The sequence below is a fragment of the Rhodococcus globerulus NBRC 14531 genome (genome assembly GCF_001894805.1).
In the GTDB taxonomy this organism is placed as follows: Bacteria; Actinomycetota; Actinomycetes; order Mycobacteriales; family Mycobacteriaceae; genus Rhodococcus_F; species Rhodococcus_F globerula.
In genome coordinates, this window is record NZ_BCWX01000001.1 from 800,105 (window position 1) to 814,097 (window position 13,993).

Below are 13,993 nucleotides of genomic sequence, written 5' to 3' on the forward strand. Positions count from 1 at the left end.
CCCTCGATGTCGTCGTGGCAGGCTTGACGGCATGACAAGAATTGCGATTATCGGTGGCGGCAAGATCGGCGAGGCGCTGATCTCCGGGTTGCTGCACGCAGGCCATGCGATCAAGGATCTGGTTGTTGCCGAGCAGTATCAGCCGCGCGTGGAGGAACTGATTGCCGAGTACTCCATCCGCGTCACCACGATCGAGGACGCGGCCGACGGTGCTGACGTTATCGTGATCGCCGTCAAGCCGAACGACGTCGAGGCAGCTCTGACAGCGCTGTCGAAGGTGGATCTCGACGGTGATCTCGAGCAGTTGATCGTCTCGCTCGCCGCCGGTATCCCCATCGGGTTCTACGAAACGCGGCTTCCTGCAGGGTTCCCGGTGATTCGGGTCATGCCGAATACACCGATGCTGGTCGGCGAAGGCGTCAGCGTTCTGGCGCCGGGCCGACACGTCAAGCCGGAGCACCTGGAATTGGTGCGCGGAATTCTGGGCAGCGTCGGCAAGGTCGTCACGGTGCCCGAATCGCAGATCGATGCTGTCACGGCTGTATCCGGTTCTGGTCCGGCATACATGTTCCTGGTGGCCGAAGCGATGATCGATGCCGGTGTCAGTCTCGGTCTCACTCGTGCAGTGGCGTCTGAATTGGTTGTTCAGACGATGGTCGGTTCGGCCGCGATGCTCGATCGCACCGGAGACAGCGCCGGCGATCTTCGGGCTGCCGTGACCTCGCCAGGTGGCACGACAGCCGCAGCGCTTCGCGAACTCGAGGCAGGCGGTCTTCGAACCGCGTTCTACAACGCTCTCGAGGCCGCTAAGACGCGTTCAGTCGCAATGGGTGCCGCTGTCGAATAGTCGCCCATTACGCCACACCCGTCGCTTTAACCCCACAAGTACAGCTAAGCTCGGGGTTAGTACGTACGTGTCTGTTCCGCCGGAGGGGAAGCCGGCGGCGCGAGTCGTACTGGAGGTATGTGGATTTATGGTGTCTGCAAACAAGCCGTCCATGGGTTCGTCCCACGACGGGAAGCCGGCCGTGGCCGGAACACAATTCCTCACGGTTGCCGAGGTGGCAACGTTGATGAGGGTGTCGAAGATGACTGTGTACCGTTTGGTACACAGCGGCGAATTGCCCGCTGTTCGAGTGGGACGTTCGTTCCGTGTACATGCGAAAGCGGTGCACGATTATCTCGAAACCTCGTACTTCGACGCAGGCTGACCAGCCGATTCGGAGAGGACGACCTCGGCGTAAGCCCTGTCGCGGGCACAGCAGAAGCTGTGCCGGAGGCTCGGTTTATGTCGAGTGAGTCCGCACCGGTACGATAATCAACTGTCGTACCAGCAAGCTGGTGTCGTAAGGCGCTGAGCTAGTTAAAACGAGGGCCAGGCGCCAGTTGCTTGGCGCAGGCGTACGTGACCGGCGTGCGCAGGAACGCTATAGAAGAACGTGAGGGACACCCGCTATGGGTTCAGTGATCAAGAAGCGTCGCAAGCGCATGTCCAAGAAGAAGCACCGCAAGTTGCTTCGTCGTACCCGAGTGCAGCGCAGGAAACTCGGTAAATAAGCAGTACTGTGCACTAAGCGTCGATGCCCGCCACTTCTTCGGAAGCGGCGGGCATCGTTGTCTGTTCGGGGTCTGTTCGGGGCCTGTTCGGGGGGTTATGGACACGCCGTCCCACTCCGTGGGAGATATGTCTTGAATGAGTGTGATGCGGGTAAACAGCGCGAGACCCCGACTGGCCGTATGGTGGGGGAAACTTGTCACAAAAGTGATTCGGGAACGATCGTTCGTCCTGGATAGGGGGGTACTTGGTGGTAGTTCGTGACACAGCAGCCGACGAAAAATCAGCAGGCGACACGAAATCGGACAATGTAGTTCCCCGCGTGGTTCTCGTGACCGGCACAAGCCGATTTCTGGGCGGTTACCTGGTAACCCGACTGGCGCAGAATCCGGCAATCGAGCGAGTGATCGCCGTTGACTCCGTGAGCCCGAGCAAAGACATGTTGCGCCGAATGGGCCGTGCCGAATTCGTGCGCGCCGATATCCGCAACCCCCTCATCGGCAAGGTCATCCGAGGCGCCGAAGTTGATACTGTCGTACACGCGTCGACCCTGCAGAAGGCCCCCAAATCAGGTTCACGCGCAGCGATGAAGGACATGAACGTCATCGGCGCAATGCAGTTGTTCGCCGTGTGCCAGAAGGCCCCTACCGTTCGCAAAGTCGTTCTCCGCTCCGCGTCGGTTGTGTACGGGTGCAGTGCCAAAGATCCCGCCCAGTTCACGGAAGAGATGAGTGCGCGTCGGCGCCCGCCCGGAGGCTACGCCAGGGACACCCTCGAAATCGAGGGGTATCTCCGAGGCATGGGACGTCGCCGGCCCGACATCGACGTGGCAATTCTGAGACTTGCTCCGCTGATCGGCCCCCAACTCACCGCAACGGTCGGGCACTACATCAGTGCACCGGTGGTTCCCACCATTGCCGGACGTAACGCACGTCTGCAGTTGCTGCACGCCGAGGACGCGCTTGCCGCGCTCGAATGCGCCACCGTTACCCCGGTGGCGGGAACGTACAACATCGCAGCAGACGGGGTTGTGATGATGTCGCAGGCCATCAGGCGAGCCGGACGCATCGAAGTTCCGATGCCGCTGGCGCTGTTCCGCAGCGTCGGCAACGCCTTGGTGGGTTCGTCCATGCGGTTGTACACCGACGAACAACTCGAGTACTTCCGGTTCGGGTGCGGTCTGGACACCACACGAATGCGCAGCGAGATGGGATTCGAGCCGAGGTGGACGACGATGCAGGCGCTCGACGACTTCGTCCGGGCCATGCAGACGCGGCGGATCATCGGGTCCGAGTGGATCGACCGGGCGGAGAAAACGTTGACCGCGATAGTCGGCGGCAACGGAGCCGTGGCGTCACCGAGCGCCGACGTGATGTCGATGACGACCCCGGACCGAGGTGTGGTGGAGCGATGAGTGACGTGGCAAAGGTAATTCCGTTGCGGCCGCACCCAGCCCGAAGCGAAGCAAGCTCACGTGAATCGGTAACCGGCGCACAACGATTGGTGCGAGAGCAGAGCGAGCGCCGGCATCCCTCGAGTGGGGCGTTGCCACCCAAGACTCCGAACGACGGGTCGTTTGTCGACACCGTCCGCTCGGGACTGGTCGATCAGATCGCGTCGACGGCGGAGTTCCTACGGCGCCGGATGGCCGGTGACTACGAGGTCGACGAGTTCGGGTTCGATCCGCACTTCGCGGACCACATCGTCATGCCGGTGCTGCGGCCACTGTTCGAGAAGTGGTTTCGTGTCGAGGTCAGCGGAATCGAGAACATCCCGCTTACCGGCGGCGCTCTGGTGGTCGCGAATCATGCCGGCGTGATTCCGATCGACGGGTTGATGACGTCCGTTGCCGTACACGATCACCATCCGGCGCACCGGCCACTGCGAATGTTGGCTGCGGACATGGCATTCGAGATGCCGCTGGTCGGCGGACTCGCGCGCAAAGCGGGGCACACACTGGCCTGCAACCCGGACGCCGAGCGACTTCTGCGTGAGGGTGAAGTGGCGGCGGTCTTCCCCGAAGGGTTCAAGGGAATCGGAAAACCGTTCAGTGAGCGCTACAAGTTGCAGAGGTTCGGGCGCGGCGGATTCGTTTCGGCCGCAATGCGTACCGGAGTTCCGATCATCCCGTGCTCGATAGTCGGCTCGGAAGAGATCTACCCGAAAATCGGCGACTTGACGACGCTGTCGCGGTTGTTGGGCCTTCCGTATTTCCCGGTCACTCCGTTGTTTCCGCATCTGGGACCGCTCGGGCTGGTTCCGCTGCCGTCGAAATGGCACATCGAATTCGGGACGCCGATCGTCACGGACACGTACGACGCAGGTGCAGAAGAGGATCCGATGGTTCTCTTCGAAGTGACCGACCACGTGCGCGAGACCATCCAGCAGACGCTCTACCGGCTGCTGGCCAAGCGCCGCAACATTTTCCTGGGCTGAAAGCTGGGCTGAACTGAAAGTCCGGATCGGATTCGATCCGGACTTTCGATTCCGTCAGGCGTTCTGTTCTTTCCGACGCGCAAGGATGACGGCGAGTGCACCACTGATCGCCCCGAGCACCAGCGCCGTGGGAACACCGATCTTGGCCGCTTTGCGCGCGGTGCGGAAATCACGCACTTCCCAGCCGCGGTTCTTTGCGAGTTCGCGAAGATCGGCGTCGGGATTGATCGCAACTGCGGTACCGACCAGGGACAGCATCGGGACGTCGTTGTGAGAGTCGGAGTACGCGGAGCACCGCTTGAGGTTGAGGCCCTCGCGAACCGCCAGCGTGCGGACGGCATGCGCCTTGCCCATTCCGTGCAGGATGTCACCGACAAGACGGCCGGTGAAGACGCCGTCCTCACTCTCCGCGACTGTGCCCAAGGCTCCGGTCAGACCCAACTTCTCGGCGATGACCTGCGCGAGTTCGACAGGGGTAGCCGTCACCAACCAGACCTGCTGGCCCGCGTCCAAGTGCATCTGAGCCAACGCACGGGTGCCAGGCCAGATCTTGTCCGCGATCACCTCGTCGTAGATTTCCTCACCGAGTCGGGCGAGTTCGGCCGTTGACCGGCCGGCGACAAACGAGAGAGCCTTCTCGCGGCCCTCGGCAACATCGTCACTGCTCTCGCGTCCGGTTACCCGGAATTTGACCTGTTTCCAGGCGAAATCCACCAGGTCCGACGTTTTCAGGTATTTCCGGGCGGCCAACCCACGTGCGAAGTGAATGATGGACGCACCTTGGACCATGGTGTTGTCGACGTCGAAGAATGCCGCAGCAGTGAGGTCTCGCGGCACCGCCGGTACAGCGTCGTCGGCCGTGGGCTCTTCCGCTTGGGCGGCCGCGGTGAGTGCCAGGGCCGCGTCCGCACTGGCCTCACCGGCGAGGTTGGCTCGAACTTCCGATTCGCTCGGTCCCAGCGGATTCTTGACCCGGCGACGACCGGGGAGAATGACCCCGGCCAGCCCCGACCCGAATCCGGAACCGTTCGGTAGTGATCGCGCAGGCACCCGCACCTCCCGTGTTGCACCGTTGAGCAGAGAACTCTTGAAGTCAGCCTATCCTCCGCGGTGAGGCTCCAAGGCGTGGATGGCGATGAGTGTCGGTGTGTGTGACCTTCCTCTCGGGCGATTTGGTATCGGGGTGGGCACAAAAGGCACACTTGACCGACTGATAGATGAACATCGCGCCTGAGGAAGGGTCCTTACTCGATGACTGTGAACACCCATGAAGTGACCTTGTTGACCCGTGCGGGATGTGCCTCCTGTGTAGGCGCGGCGGAGGTGCTGGCGCGGGTCTGCAGCGAGTTCGAGCTTGAAGTGACGTGCATCGACGTGGACGAAGCCGCAGCAAGCGACCCGGAACTGAGGGCCGAGTACGGAGACCGGCTACCGGTCATTCTTCTCGATGGGCGCGAGCACGGTTACTGGGAAGTCGACGAAGAGAGACTTCGAGCCGATTTACGCAAGTAAGGCAATGCTAAATATGGGGAAATCTGCCGCTCTGCAGGTTAAAGGCACATCGAACCCGTTCCAAGCAACTTTGTGCATGGGTTCACAAGCGGTTACCGTGGTGTGAACATTCCCCCCGGAGCATCGTGGAGGTCGACAACTGTGTCGGTCGGACGAGGAGCCAACGACGTGACCGAACCGCACCAGACGCACGAGCCATCGGCTCAGAGCGTCACCGGCGCTGCGGGCCGTCCTGTCACCACTGCTGCTCCAGTCGCTGCTGAGGTCGATTCCGCAACTACGCAGGATCGCGTCATCCCCCAGGCTACGGTGACCCGGTTGGCGGCATACCTGCGGGTCCTCGGAGTCATGTCCGATCGCGGTACGTCCATCGTCTCCAGCGAAGAACTGGCGCAGGCATCAGGCGTCGGATCAGCGAAGTTGCGCAAGGATCTTTCGTTCCTCGGTCCCAACGGTGTTCGCGGCGTCGGGTACGACGTCACCAAACTTCGCATCCGCATCGAGCGTGCGCTCGGGCTGGACCGCGGACACAAGGTTGTTCTGGTGGGCGTCGGAAACCTCGGGAAAGCACTGGTCGGCTACGGCGGGTTCAGCCGTCGTGGATTCGAGATGGTCGGACTCTTCGACAGCGACGCCGCTCGCGTCGGAACCCAGGTGGGGGATCTGACCGTGCGGGACACCGCCGAACTCGAATTCGCGTGCCGCGAACTGAAGGCCACCATCGGCGTCATCTCCACTCCGGACGAGGCCGCGCAGGACGTATGCGATCAGTTCGTTCGCGCCGGCCTCCTCTGCATCATGAGTTTCTCGCCGATCGCTCTCGACGTTCCGGATCACGTGGAACTGCGACGGGTCGACTTGGCAGTCGAAATGCAGGTTCTCTCGTTCAACAGTGCACGCAACGCAGATCAGGCGTCAGCTGCACCAAGAGTGCGCGTCGCTCATGCGGCACCCGCTTCGTCCCGTCCCTCCACAAGTTCACCCGCTCCGGTCGGAGCAGGTTCGACAAGAAACGGATCAGTGATCGCGCCGTGAGTGTTTTGCTTGTCGGGGTTTCGCATAGAACTGCGCCCGTGCCGGTTCTCGAGCGAGTGGCGGTGACCGACACCGACCGTCCGAAGTTGATCGACAAGCTTCTGGCGTCGTCGCACATCACCGAGGCGATGATCGTCTCCACCTGTAACCGGGTAGAGGTATATGCAGTCGTGGACGCATTCCACGGCGCTCTCACCGAGGTCGGCGAGATCCTCTCCGACCATTCCGGTCTGGACCTGACGGCCCTGCATGCCCACGCCTACGTGCGGTACAGCGAAGCTGCCGTCGAGCATCTCTTTGCCGTCGCGAGCGGACTCGACTCGATGGTGATCGGCGAGCAGCAGATCCTCGGCCAGATTCGTACTGCCTACGCGTCGTCCGACGCGCAGCAGGCGGCAGGGCGGGTTGTGCACGAGCTTGCCCAGCAGGCACTGCGTGTCGGCAAGCGGGTGCACTCCGAAACCGGAATAGATTCTGCCGGAGCATCAGTGGTGTCGGTGGCGCTCGACCGCGCTGCCGGAATCCTCGGTGACGGTGGATTGGTCGGGCGCACCGCAGTGGTTGTCGGCGCAGGTGCGATGGGCGGACTGTCGGTCGCGCACCTGACCCGCGCCGGAATCGATCGCATCATTGTGGTCAACCGCACCCGCGAGCGTGCCGAGCACTTGGCGGACACCGCTCGTTCCAACGGCGTCATCGCCGAAGCTGTTGATTTCGAGCAGCTTTCAGCGGTCATGGCGCAGGCGGACGTGTTGGTGACCTGTACCGGCGCGGTCGGAGCAGTAGTCACATTGGCCGACGCGCACCGCGCGCTCGCCGAACCCGATCGCAACCCGAACAAGCATCTTGTCATCTGCGACCTCGGTCTGCCCCGCGACATCGACCCTGCAGTATCGGGTCTGCCCGGCGTCACGGTCCTGGACATGGAAGCGCTGCAACGAGATCCGGCTGCCGGGGCCGCGGCATCCGACGCCGACGCTGCCCGCGCCATCGTTGCCGGTGAGTTGGCGATGTACCTGGCCGGTCAACGACTCGCCGAGGTCACACCCACGGTAACGGCTCTGCGGCAGCGCGCCGCAGATGTCGTCGAATCCGAACTGATGCGCCTCGATTCGCGGTTGCCCGATCTCGACGATCCGCAACGCGACGAAGTAGCACGCACCGTACGACGCGTCGTGGACAAACTGCTTCACGCACCTACCGTGCGCGTCAAGCAACTGGCGTCGGCGCCTGGCGGAGATTCATACGCGGCCGCGCTGCGTGAACTATTCGAACTCAGCCCGGCATTGCCCGCGGCAGTGGCCGCACCCACCGATCGGGTGGACGGCGATCGCGGTGGAAGGGACAAGCAGGTATGAGCACCACACCACTGCACTCCGAGGGCACCCTGCGGATCGGTACTCGCGGAAGCCTTCTCGCCACCACACAAGCCGGAACCGTGCGCGACGCACTCATTGCGGCCGGGCACCCGGCTGAACTGGTCATCATCAAGACCAAGGGCGATCAGTCCACCGATCCAGTGCAGAAGATCGGCGTCGGCGTGTTCACGGCGGAGCTTCGAGAAGCGTTGGCAGACAACCGCGTCGACGTTGCCGTGCATTCGTACAAGGACTTGCCCACTGCGCAGGACGAGCGTTTCGTGATCGCAGCGATCCCGCCTCGCGAAGATCCGCGTGATGCGCTGGTTGCCCGTGACGGCCTGGTGCTCGGTGAACTTCCGGCGGGATCCAAGGTCGGAACCTCTGCGCCGCGACGAGTGTCACAGCTCGCGGCCCTCGGCCTCGGGCTCGACATCGTGCCGCTGCGCGGAAACCTGCAGCGCCGGCTCGGCAAGGTCGAATCCGGTGAACTCGATGCCGTGATCCTCGCTCGCGCCGGTCTGTCCCGCATCGGCCTCCTTGATCTCATCACCGAGAACATCGAGCCCGTTCAGATGCTTCCGGCGCCGGCGCAGGGTGCGCTGGCAGTCGAATGTCTCTCTGCCAATGAAGAATTGGTGGCGATACTCGCAGAGCTCGATCACGCGGACACACGTGCGGCGGTCATCGCCGAACGCGCCCTGCTGGCCGAACTCGAAGCGGGATGTACTGCCCCCGTAGGGGCACTCGCCGAAGTTGTCGAATCAATCGACGACAACGGCAAGATTTTCGACGAACTGTCGATCCGCGGCTGCGCAGCCGCATTCGACGGTTCGGACGTCATCCGTACCGGTGCAGTCGGTGCACCGGACAACGCCGAGGAACTCGGCAGAGCGGTGGCCCGAGAGTTACTCGAACTCGGCGCCCGAGAGTTGATGAACGTGACCACAGGCGAGGCCGCCGATGTTTGACACAACCTATTGCACTTGCACCAAGTTCCCATTTCGATACAGCGCACTGGAGAATCACCGATGACCCGAGTCCGAAAGAACACTCCCGGACGGATCCTGTTCGTGGGATCGGGACCGGGCGACCCCGCCCTGCTCACCGTTCGCGCACGCGACGTCCTCACCGGCGCAGCCTTGGCATTCACCGATCCTGATGTGGACAAGGGCGTCGTCGCTCTCGTGGGCATCGACATGGGTCGCGACGAGGAAACCGGCGAACTGATCGCCGACGTGCGTCCCGCACTCGGGGAACCGGCCGAGGTCGCCAAAACTCTTGTGCACGAAGCCAAGAACGGCCACGACGTCGTCCGTCTCGTCTCGGGTGATCCGCTTACCACGGATTCCGTGATCGCCGAGGTCACCGCGGTGGCACGCACCCAGGTTCAGTTCGAGGTCCTGCCAGGACTGCCCTCCGGCTCAGCGGTTCCCAGCTATGCCGGCATGGCACTGGGATCGGGACACACCGAAGCCGACGTGCGCGGCGAGGTCGACTGGGCCGCACTGGCCGCAGCACCGGGACCGCTGGTCCTGCACGCAACCTCCGGACACCTCGCCGAGACCGCCAGCGCGCTGGTCGAGAACGGCATGGCTCCGCAGACCCCCGCAGCGATCACCGTGCGCGGCACCACCCGGCAGCAGCGCACCGTCGAAGCAACGTTGGCGACGCTCAACGAGGCCGGCTCCGAACTGGTCGGCTCCTTGGTCATCACGGTCGGCAAGGTTGTCGCCCAACGAAACAAGATGTCCTGGTGGGAATCACGCGCACTGTACGGCTGGACCGTCCTCGTGCCGCGCACCAAGGATCAGGCCGGCGAGATGAGTGACCGTCTGGTCACCCACGGCGCCATCCCGATCGAGGTCCCGACCATCGCCGTCGAACCGCCGCGCAGCCCCGCTCAGATGGAACGCTCCGTCAAGGGACTCGTCGACGGTCGTTACCAGTGGGTCGTCTTCACCTCCACCAATGCTGTTCGCGCAGTGTGGGAGAAGTTCGAAGAATTCGGCCTCGATGCCCGCGCGTTCTCCGGCGTGAAGATCGCCTGCATCGGCGAAGCCACCGCAGCCAAGGTCCGCTCGTTCGGTATCAACCCCGAACTGGTGCCGAAGGGTGATCAGTCCAGTGAAGGGCTGCTGGCCGAATTCGCGCCGTACGACGACGTTTTCGATCCGGTCAACCGAGTTCTGTTGCCCCGCGCCGACATCGCGACCGAAACCCTCGCCGAAGGCCTGCGCGAACGTGGCTGGGAAATCGACGACGTCACCGCCTACCGCACGGTGCGCGCCGCACCGCCTGCCGCCGAGACCCGCGAGATGATCAAGACCGGCGGATTCGACGCCGTGTGCTTCACCTCGTCCTCGACGGTGCGCAACCTTGTCGGTATCGCCGGCAAGCCGCACGCTCGCACTCTGGTTGCGTGCATCGGTCCGAAGACCGCCGAAACCGCTATCGAGTTCGGACTGCGCGTCGACGTGCAGCCCGAAACCTCGCAGGTAGGGCCGCTGGTCGAGGCACTGGCCGAGCACGCCGCTCGCCTGCGCGCCGAGGGTGCATTGCCGCCTCCGCGCAAGAAGTCACGTAGGCGCTAAAGCGCCTGTGCGCCTTTCTGGTAGTGCCCACTACCGGAAAGGCGCACAGCAACGTCCGACGAAGGAGAACCCGTCTCGTGTTTCCCACCCATCGTCCGCGCCGACTCCGGCGAACCCCTGCGCTTCGGCGACTGGTAGCGGAGACGACCCTCGAACCGCGGCACCTCGTGCTGCCGATGTTCGTTGCGGACGGGATCGCCGCCCCGCGTGAGATCTCCTCCATGCCTGGCGTATACCAGCACACTCTCGACTCGTTGCGAGCAGCGGCTACCGAGGCGGTGAGCGCCGGCGTCGGCGGTCTGATGCTGTTCGGTGTGCCCAAGCCCGAGGACAAGGACGCACAGGGATCGGGGGCTATCGACCCCGACGGAATTCTCAACGTCGGATTGCGGGCTCTCGCAGACGAACTCGGTGATTCGACGGTCATCATGGCCGACACGTGTCTCGACGAGTTCACCGATCACGGGCACTGCGGAGTGCTGACACCGGCCGGCGCCGTCGATAACGACGCGACCTTGATTCGATACGTCGAGATGGCGTTGGCTCAAGCAGATTCGGGTGCTCATCTCCTCGGGCCGAGCGGAATGATGGACGGGCAGGTCGGGGCGATTCGCGGCGCACTCGACGCGGCGGGGTACACCGAGGTCGGTCAGTTGGCGTACGCAGCGAAATACGCGTCGGCGTTCTACGGGCCGTTCCGCGAAGCAGTCGGATCCTCGCTGCAGGGTGACCGTCGTACCTATCAGCAGGACGCGGCCAACCGTCGTGAGTCGTTGCGCGAAGTTGATCTCGACATTGCCGAGGGCGCGGACATGGTGATGGTGAAGCCCGCCATGTCGTATCTCGACATCCTGCGCGAGACTGCGGACCGTTCACCGGTGCCGGTGGCTGCGTATCAGATCTCGGGGGAGTACTCGATGATCACAGCGGCTGCGCAAAACGGCTGGATCGATCGCGACGCCGCAGTTCTCGAATCGCTGACCAGCATCCGACGTGCCGGTGCCGACGTCGTTCTCACGTACTGGGCGTCCGAGGTCGCCGGTTGGTTGTGAGCTCGGACCAAGCCGGATGATCATGAAGTGCCGGACAGATAGGCTGTCATCATGACCGAGCCGTGGCAGCCTCCTCGCCAGGAACCGCCGTACGACAACCAACCGTCGTACGACAATCAGCAGTATCAGAACCAGCAGTTCCAGAATCAGTTCCATCCGCTGGGCCCGATGCCGACCAATCCGTCGTCGCATCCTTCGGGCACGCAGAAGTCCGAGCCGCCGACCGACGTGGTGACGGCGATTCAGCTGTGGTGGGCAGTGGCTGTGCTCGGTGTGGTGCAGGGCGGCGCGATGATCGCGATGATGCTCGGTCAGAAGTCGTCGTTCATCGACGAGATGATGAGCAATCCCGCCGCCGCCGACGCGGGTCTCACCCGCTCGGACATCGAGAGTGTTTTCCCGATGGCTGTGGTGGTGTCGGTGATCATGATTTTGGTGTTCACCGCGCTTTTCCTGCTGGTCGTGCGATCGATGAGCCGCGGCAAGAACTGGGCGCGCATGCTGTTGACCTTTGGTGGGGTCTTCATGGTCGTCTCTGCGATTCCGGTGATTCTCGGTCTCGGTGGGGGCGGTGACGGTGCCACCCTGCTGTTCGGCGGCGCGCAGATCCTGCAAGCTGTCGCGGCCGTCGGTGCCATCGTGATGATGCATCGCAAGGAGTCGAATCCGTACTTTCTGAGGTTCCCCCCACAGTCCCGGTGAGGCGCCATGCGGGGTAGTGTGAATCAGGTCACGACGGTAGTTGGGAGAGGCAAGCGCAGTGCATTCTCGAGACGCTTTGAACGCCGAGGGCACACATGACGCCCCACGACCGCGACGCAGCTCGCGAACCGAAATGATCGTATTTCTGCTGTTGGGTATATCCGTGATCGCCACTGCACTCCTGGTTGTCGTGCCAGGAGTCGTGAGTGGCTAGCGCGGACTCGGCACCTGTGACGACGTCGAAGAAAGTCCGGCCCCCCACCGCTGTCAACGCTGCCTTCTGGTTGTGGATAGCAAGTGCATTCCTCCTGATCCTGTTCGGCTTGATCAGTATGTCCAGCGCGTCGTACGAGCTCCGCGAACAGTTCGCCGATCAGGGGGTGTCGGCGGACAACATCGATACCTATGTCACGTTCGTTCGTGTGTCCGGTGTGGCGCTGTTGCTCAGCGGATTGATCATCGGCGGCTTGGCCGGACCGACGCGGCTCGGCCGGAGGTTGTGTCGACGGATACTCGTCATCTATTCGGGAGTCTTTGTGTGGCTCCAGCTGGCACTGGTGATCACCGGTATCAGCACCGCTCTGGCGTTGGTTGTTCCGGTGATGCTGATCAGCGCGGGGGTGTCGATTTATCGGGGCTCGACGCGCAGCTGGTTTGCTCATGGCTGACAACGCGTCCGAGGTTCTGTTCTACGAGCCTGGTTCGCGGATGTCGGCTGTTGCCCTCGGTCCGGCGTTCTGCCTGGTGGCTCTGGTGATCGAATTGTTCACCGGGCCGGTGGTGCACTGGTTCGGATTGGCAATGTTCGCGGTGATTCTGACGGGCTTGGTCTACGTGCAGGTCACCGCCGCGCGCCGGCATGTGAGCGTCGAGTTGACCGACGCGATGCTTCGTCAGGGCACCGAGGAGGTTCCGGTCGACGAAATCGCCGAGGTGTTTCCCGAATCGGACGACTCCGCCTACGAAGACGAAATGGAGCCGTGGGAAACCGCCCGAGCGCTCGGCGAACTGTCCGGAGTGCCACGTCGTCGTCACAGCATCGGCTTGCGGCTGACGACGGGTGGTCTGGTCCGAGCCTGGGCGAAGGACGACATCGTGTTGCGTGAGGCGTTGAATCAGGTAATGGCGCGCCGCGGCGAAGCGGAAAGTGCGCGAGATTCCGAGAGGGTGTCCGATGACTAGAAAAGTCGATGCCAAGACCTTGGTAGGTGTTCTGGGTATGGTCGCGGCGCTGACGCTGGCGCTCGTGTGCTGGCGATCAGGGCTGACCACGTCGACCTTCGGTCCGATTATCGAGGGCGCACCGTCGTTCGAGGGCACCCACTACGACGGACTGTGGATTTCCGGTGCCGGTCTGGCTCTCTTGCTGGCCGGGCTCATGGCGATCGATGTGACGCGTCGGCTCCGTATGGCATACGTCGCATCCGACTAAGCACTATACGGGTAGGGGGTATAGTGGCGTTATGAGTGGTTACAGCCCCGAGCAGGACGATCTGCTCAAACGTCTTCGCCGCATCGAAGGTCAGGTCGCGGGTATCTCGCGCATGGTTGCCGACGATCGGTACTGCATCGACGTCCTGACGCAGGTTTCGGCCGCAACCAGCGCGTTGCAGTCCGTGTCCCTGAAGCTTCTCGACGCGCATCTTGCCGGCTGTGTTGTCGAAGCCGCCAAGCAGGGCGGTCCGGAAGCCGACGCCAAGATCAAGGAAGCTCAGGCAGCGATCGCTCGCCTCGTTCGTTCCTGAGTAG

Annotated in this window: 17 protein-coding genes; 16 read left to right on the top strand and 1 reads right to left on the bottom strand. The window is 63.0% G+C overall.

The annotated features are described in order from the left end of the window. Positions 1–31: 31 nt before the first annotated feature. The 5 genes from proC (at position 32) to RG2_RS03535 (ending at position 3,991) form a co-directional block, all read left to right on the top strand. Positions 32–847, top strand: coding sequence for a pyrroline-5-carboxylate reductase (gene proC / locus RG2_RS03515; RefSeq protein WP_033235495.1), 816 nt, complete (start codon positions 32–34; stop codon positions 845–847). Positions 848–974: 127 nt separating this feature from the next. Next, a complete protein-coding gene (locus RG2_RS03520) occupies positions 975–1,211 on the top strand; it encodes a helix-turn-helix domain-containing protein (RefSeq protein ID WP_003941845.1) in 237 nt (78 codons plus the stop codon). 244 nt (positions 1,212–1,455) lie between these two features. Continuing rightward, positions 1,456–1,557 carry a 30S ribosomal protein bS22 gene (locus tag RG2_RS03525; protein ID WP_003402602.1) on the top strand — a complete coding sequence of 34 codons (102 nt, stop codon included), beginning with the start codon at positions 1,456–1,458 and terminating at the stop codon, positions 1,555–1,557. 320 nt (positions 1,558–1,877) lie between these two features. Continuing rightward, the gene (locus tag RG2_RS03530; RefSeq protein WP_045066581.1) at positions 1,878–2,969 is read left to right on the top strand and encodes an NAD-dependent epimerase/dehydratase family protein; all 1,092 of its coding nucleotides are present in this window, start codon (positions 1,878–1,880) and stop codon (positions 2,967–2,969) included. Then, entirely contained in the window at positions 2,966–3,991 is a 1,026-nt protein-coding gene (locus RG2_RS03535) for a lysophospholipid acyltransferase family protein (protein ID WP_033235494.1), read from the top strand. Before RG2_RS03530 ends, RG2_RS03535 begins: the two co-directional genes overlap by 4 nt. 54 nt (positions 3,992–4,045) lie before the next feature. Here the strand turns inward: RG2_RS03535 and RG2_RS03540 are convergent, their stop codons facing one another. Continuing rightward, complete coding sequence (locus RG2_RS03540) at positions 4,046–5,041, bottom strand: HAD family hydrolase (RefSeq protein ID WP_033235493.1); 996 nt, start codon at positions 5,039–5,041, stop codon at positions 4,046–4,048. 201 nt (positions 5,042–5,242) lie between these two features. On the opposite strand from RG2_RS03540, the gene RG2_RS03545 reads away from it, so the two are divergent. From RG2_RS03545 to RG2_RS03595, 11 genes are all read left to right on the top strand, one after another. Then, on the top strand, positions 5,243–5,503 hold the full coding sequence (locus RG2_RS03545; protein ID WP_033235492.1) for a glutaredoxin family protein: 261 nt from the start codon (positions 5,243–5,245) through the stop codon (positions 5,501–5,503). A 141-nt stretch (positions 5,504–5,644) separates the two neighbouring features. Continuing rightward, positions 5,645–6,538, top strand: a complete 894-nt coding sequence (locus RG2_RS03550; RefSeq protein ID WP_033235491.1) for a redox-sensing transcriptional repressor Rex — start codon at positions 5,645–5,647, stop codon at positions 6,536–6,538. Then, the gene (locus tag RG2_RS03555; protein ID WP_033235490.1) at positions 6,535–7,896 is read left to right on the top strand and encodes a glutamyl-tRNA reductase; all 1,362 of its coding nucleotides are present in this window, start codon (positions 6,535–6,537) and stop codon (positions 7,894–7,896) included. The genes RG2_RS03550 and RG2_RS03555 overlap by 4 nt, the downstream gene beginning before the upstream one ends. Further along, positions 7,893–8,867 carry a hydroxymethylbilane synthase gene (gene hemC, locus RG2_RS03560; RefSeq protein ID WP_033235489.1) on the top strand — a complete coding sequence of 325 codons (975 nt, stop codon included), beginning with the start codon at positions 7,893–7,895 and terminating at the stop codon, positions 8,865–8,867. Before RG2_RS03555 ends, hemC begins: the two co-directional genes overlap by 4 nt. A 60-nt stretch (positions 8,868–8,927) precedes the next feature. Beyond that, positions 8,928–10,490: a bifunctional uroporphyrinogen-III C-methyltransferase/uroporphyrinogen-III synthase gene (locus RG2_RS03565; protein WP_033235488.1), complete on the top strand. Its 1,563-nt coding sequence runs from the start codon at positions 8,928–8,930 to the stop codon at positions 10,488–10,490. Positions 10,491–10,567: 77 nt separating this feature from the next. After that, positions 10,568–11,542, top strand: a complete 975-nt coding sequence (gene hemB / locus RG2_RS03570) for a porphobilinogen synthase (RefSeq protein ID WP_033235487.1) — start codon at positions 10,568–10,570, stop codon at positions 11,540–11,542. A gap of 51 nt (positions 11,543–11,593) precedes the next feature. Continuing rightward, positions 11,594–12,244: a hypothetical protein gene (locus RG2_RS03575; RefSeq protein WP_033235486.1), complete on the top strand. Its 651-nt coding sequence runs from the start codon at positions 11,594–11,596 to the stop codon at positions 12,242–12,244. A 206-nt stretch (positions 12,245–12,450) separates the two neighbouring features. Further along, positions 12,451–12,912 carry a hypothetical protein gene (locus RG2_RS03580; RefSeq protein ID WP_230590253.1) on the top strand — a complete coding sequence of 154 codons (462 nt, stop codon included), beginning with the start codon at positions 12,451–12,453 and terminating at the stop codon, positions 12,910–12,912. Further along, positions 12,905–13,426 (top strand): transport-regulating membrane protein Mce1N, encoded by a 522-nt coding sequence (gene mce1N / locus RG2_RS03585; RefSeq protein ID WP_033235485.1) that lies wholly within the window; start codon positions 12,905–12,907, stop codon positions 13,424–13,426. Before RG2_RS03580 ends, mce1N begins: the two co-directional genes overlap by 8 nt. Then, positions 13,419–13,676 carry a hypothetical protein gene (locus RG2_RS03590; RefSeq protein WP_033235484.1) on the top strand — a complete coding sequence of 86 codons (258 nt, stop codon included), beginning with the start codon at positions 13,419–13,421 and terminating at the stop codon, positions 13,674–13,676. The genes mce1N and RG2_RS03590 overlap by 8 nt, the downstream gene beginning before the upstream one ends. A gap of 31 nt (positions 13,677–13,707) precedes the next feature. After that, a complete protein-coding gene (locus RG2_RS03595) occupies positions 13,708–13,989 on the top strand; it encodes a metal-sensitive transcriptional regulator (RefSeq protein ID WP_033235483.1) in 282 nt (93 codons plus the stop codon). Positions 13,990–13,993 lie beyond the last annotated feature (4 nt).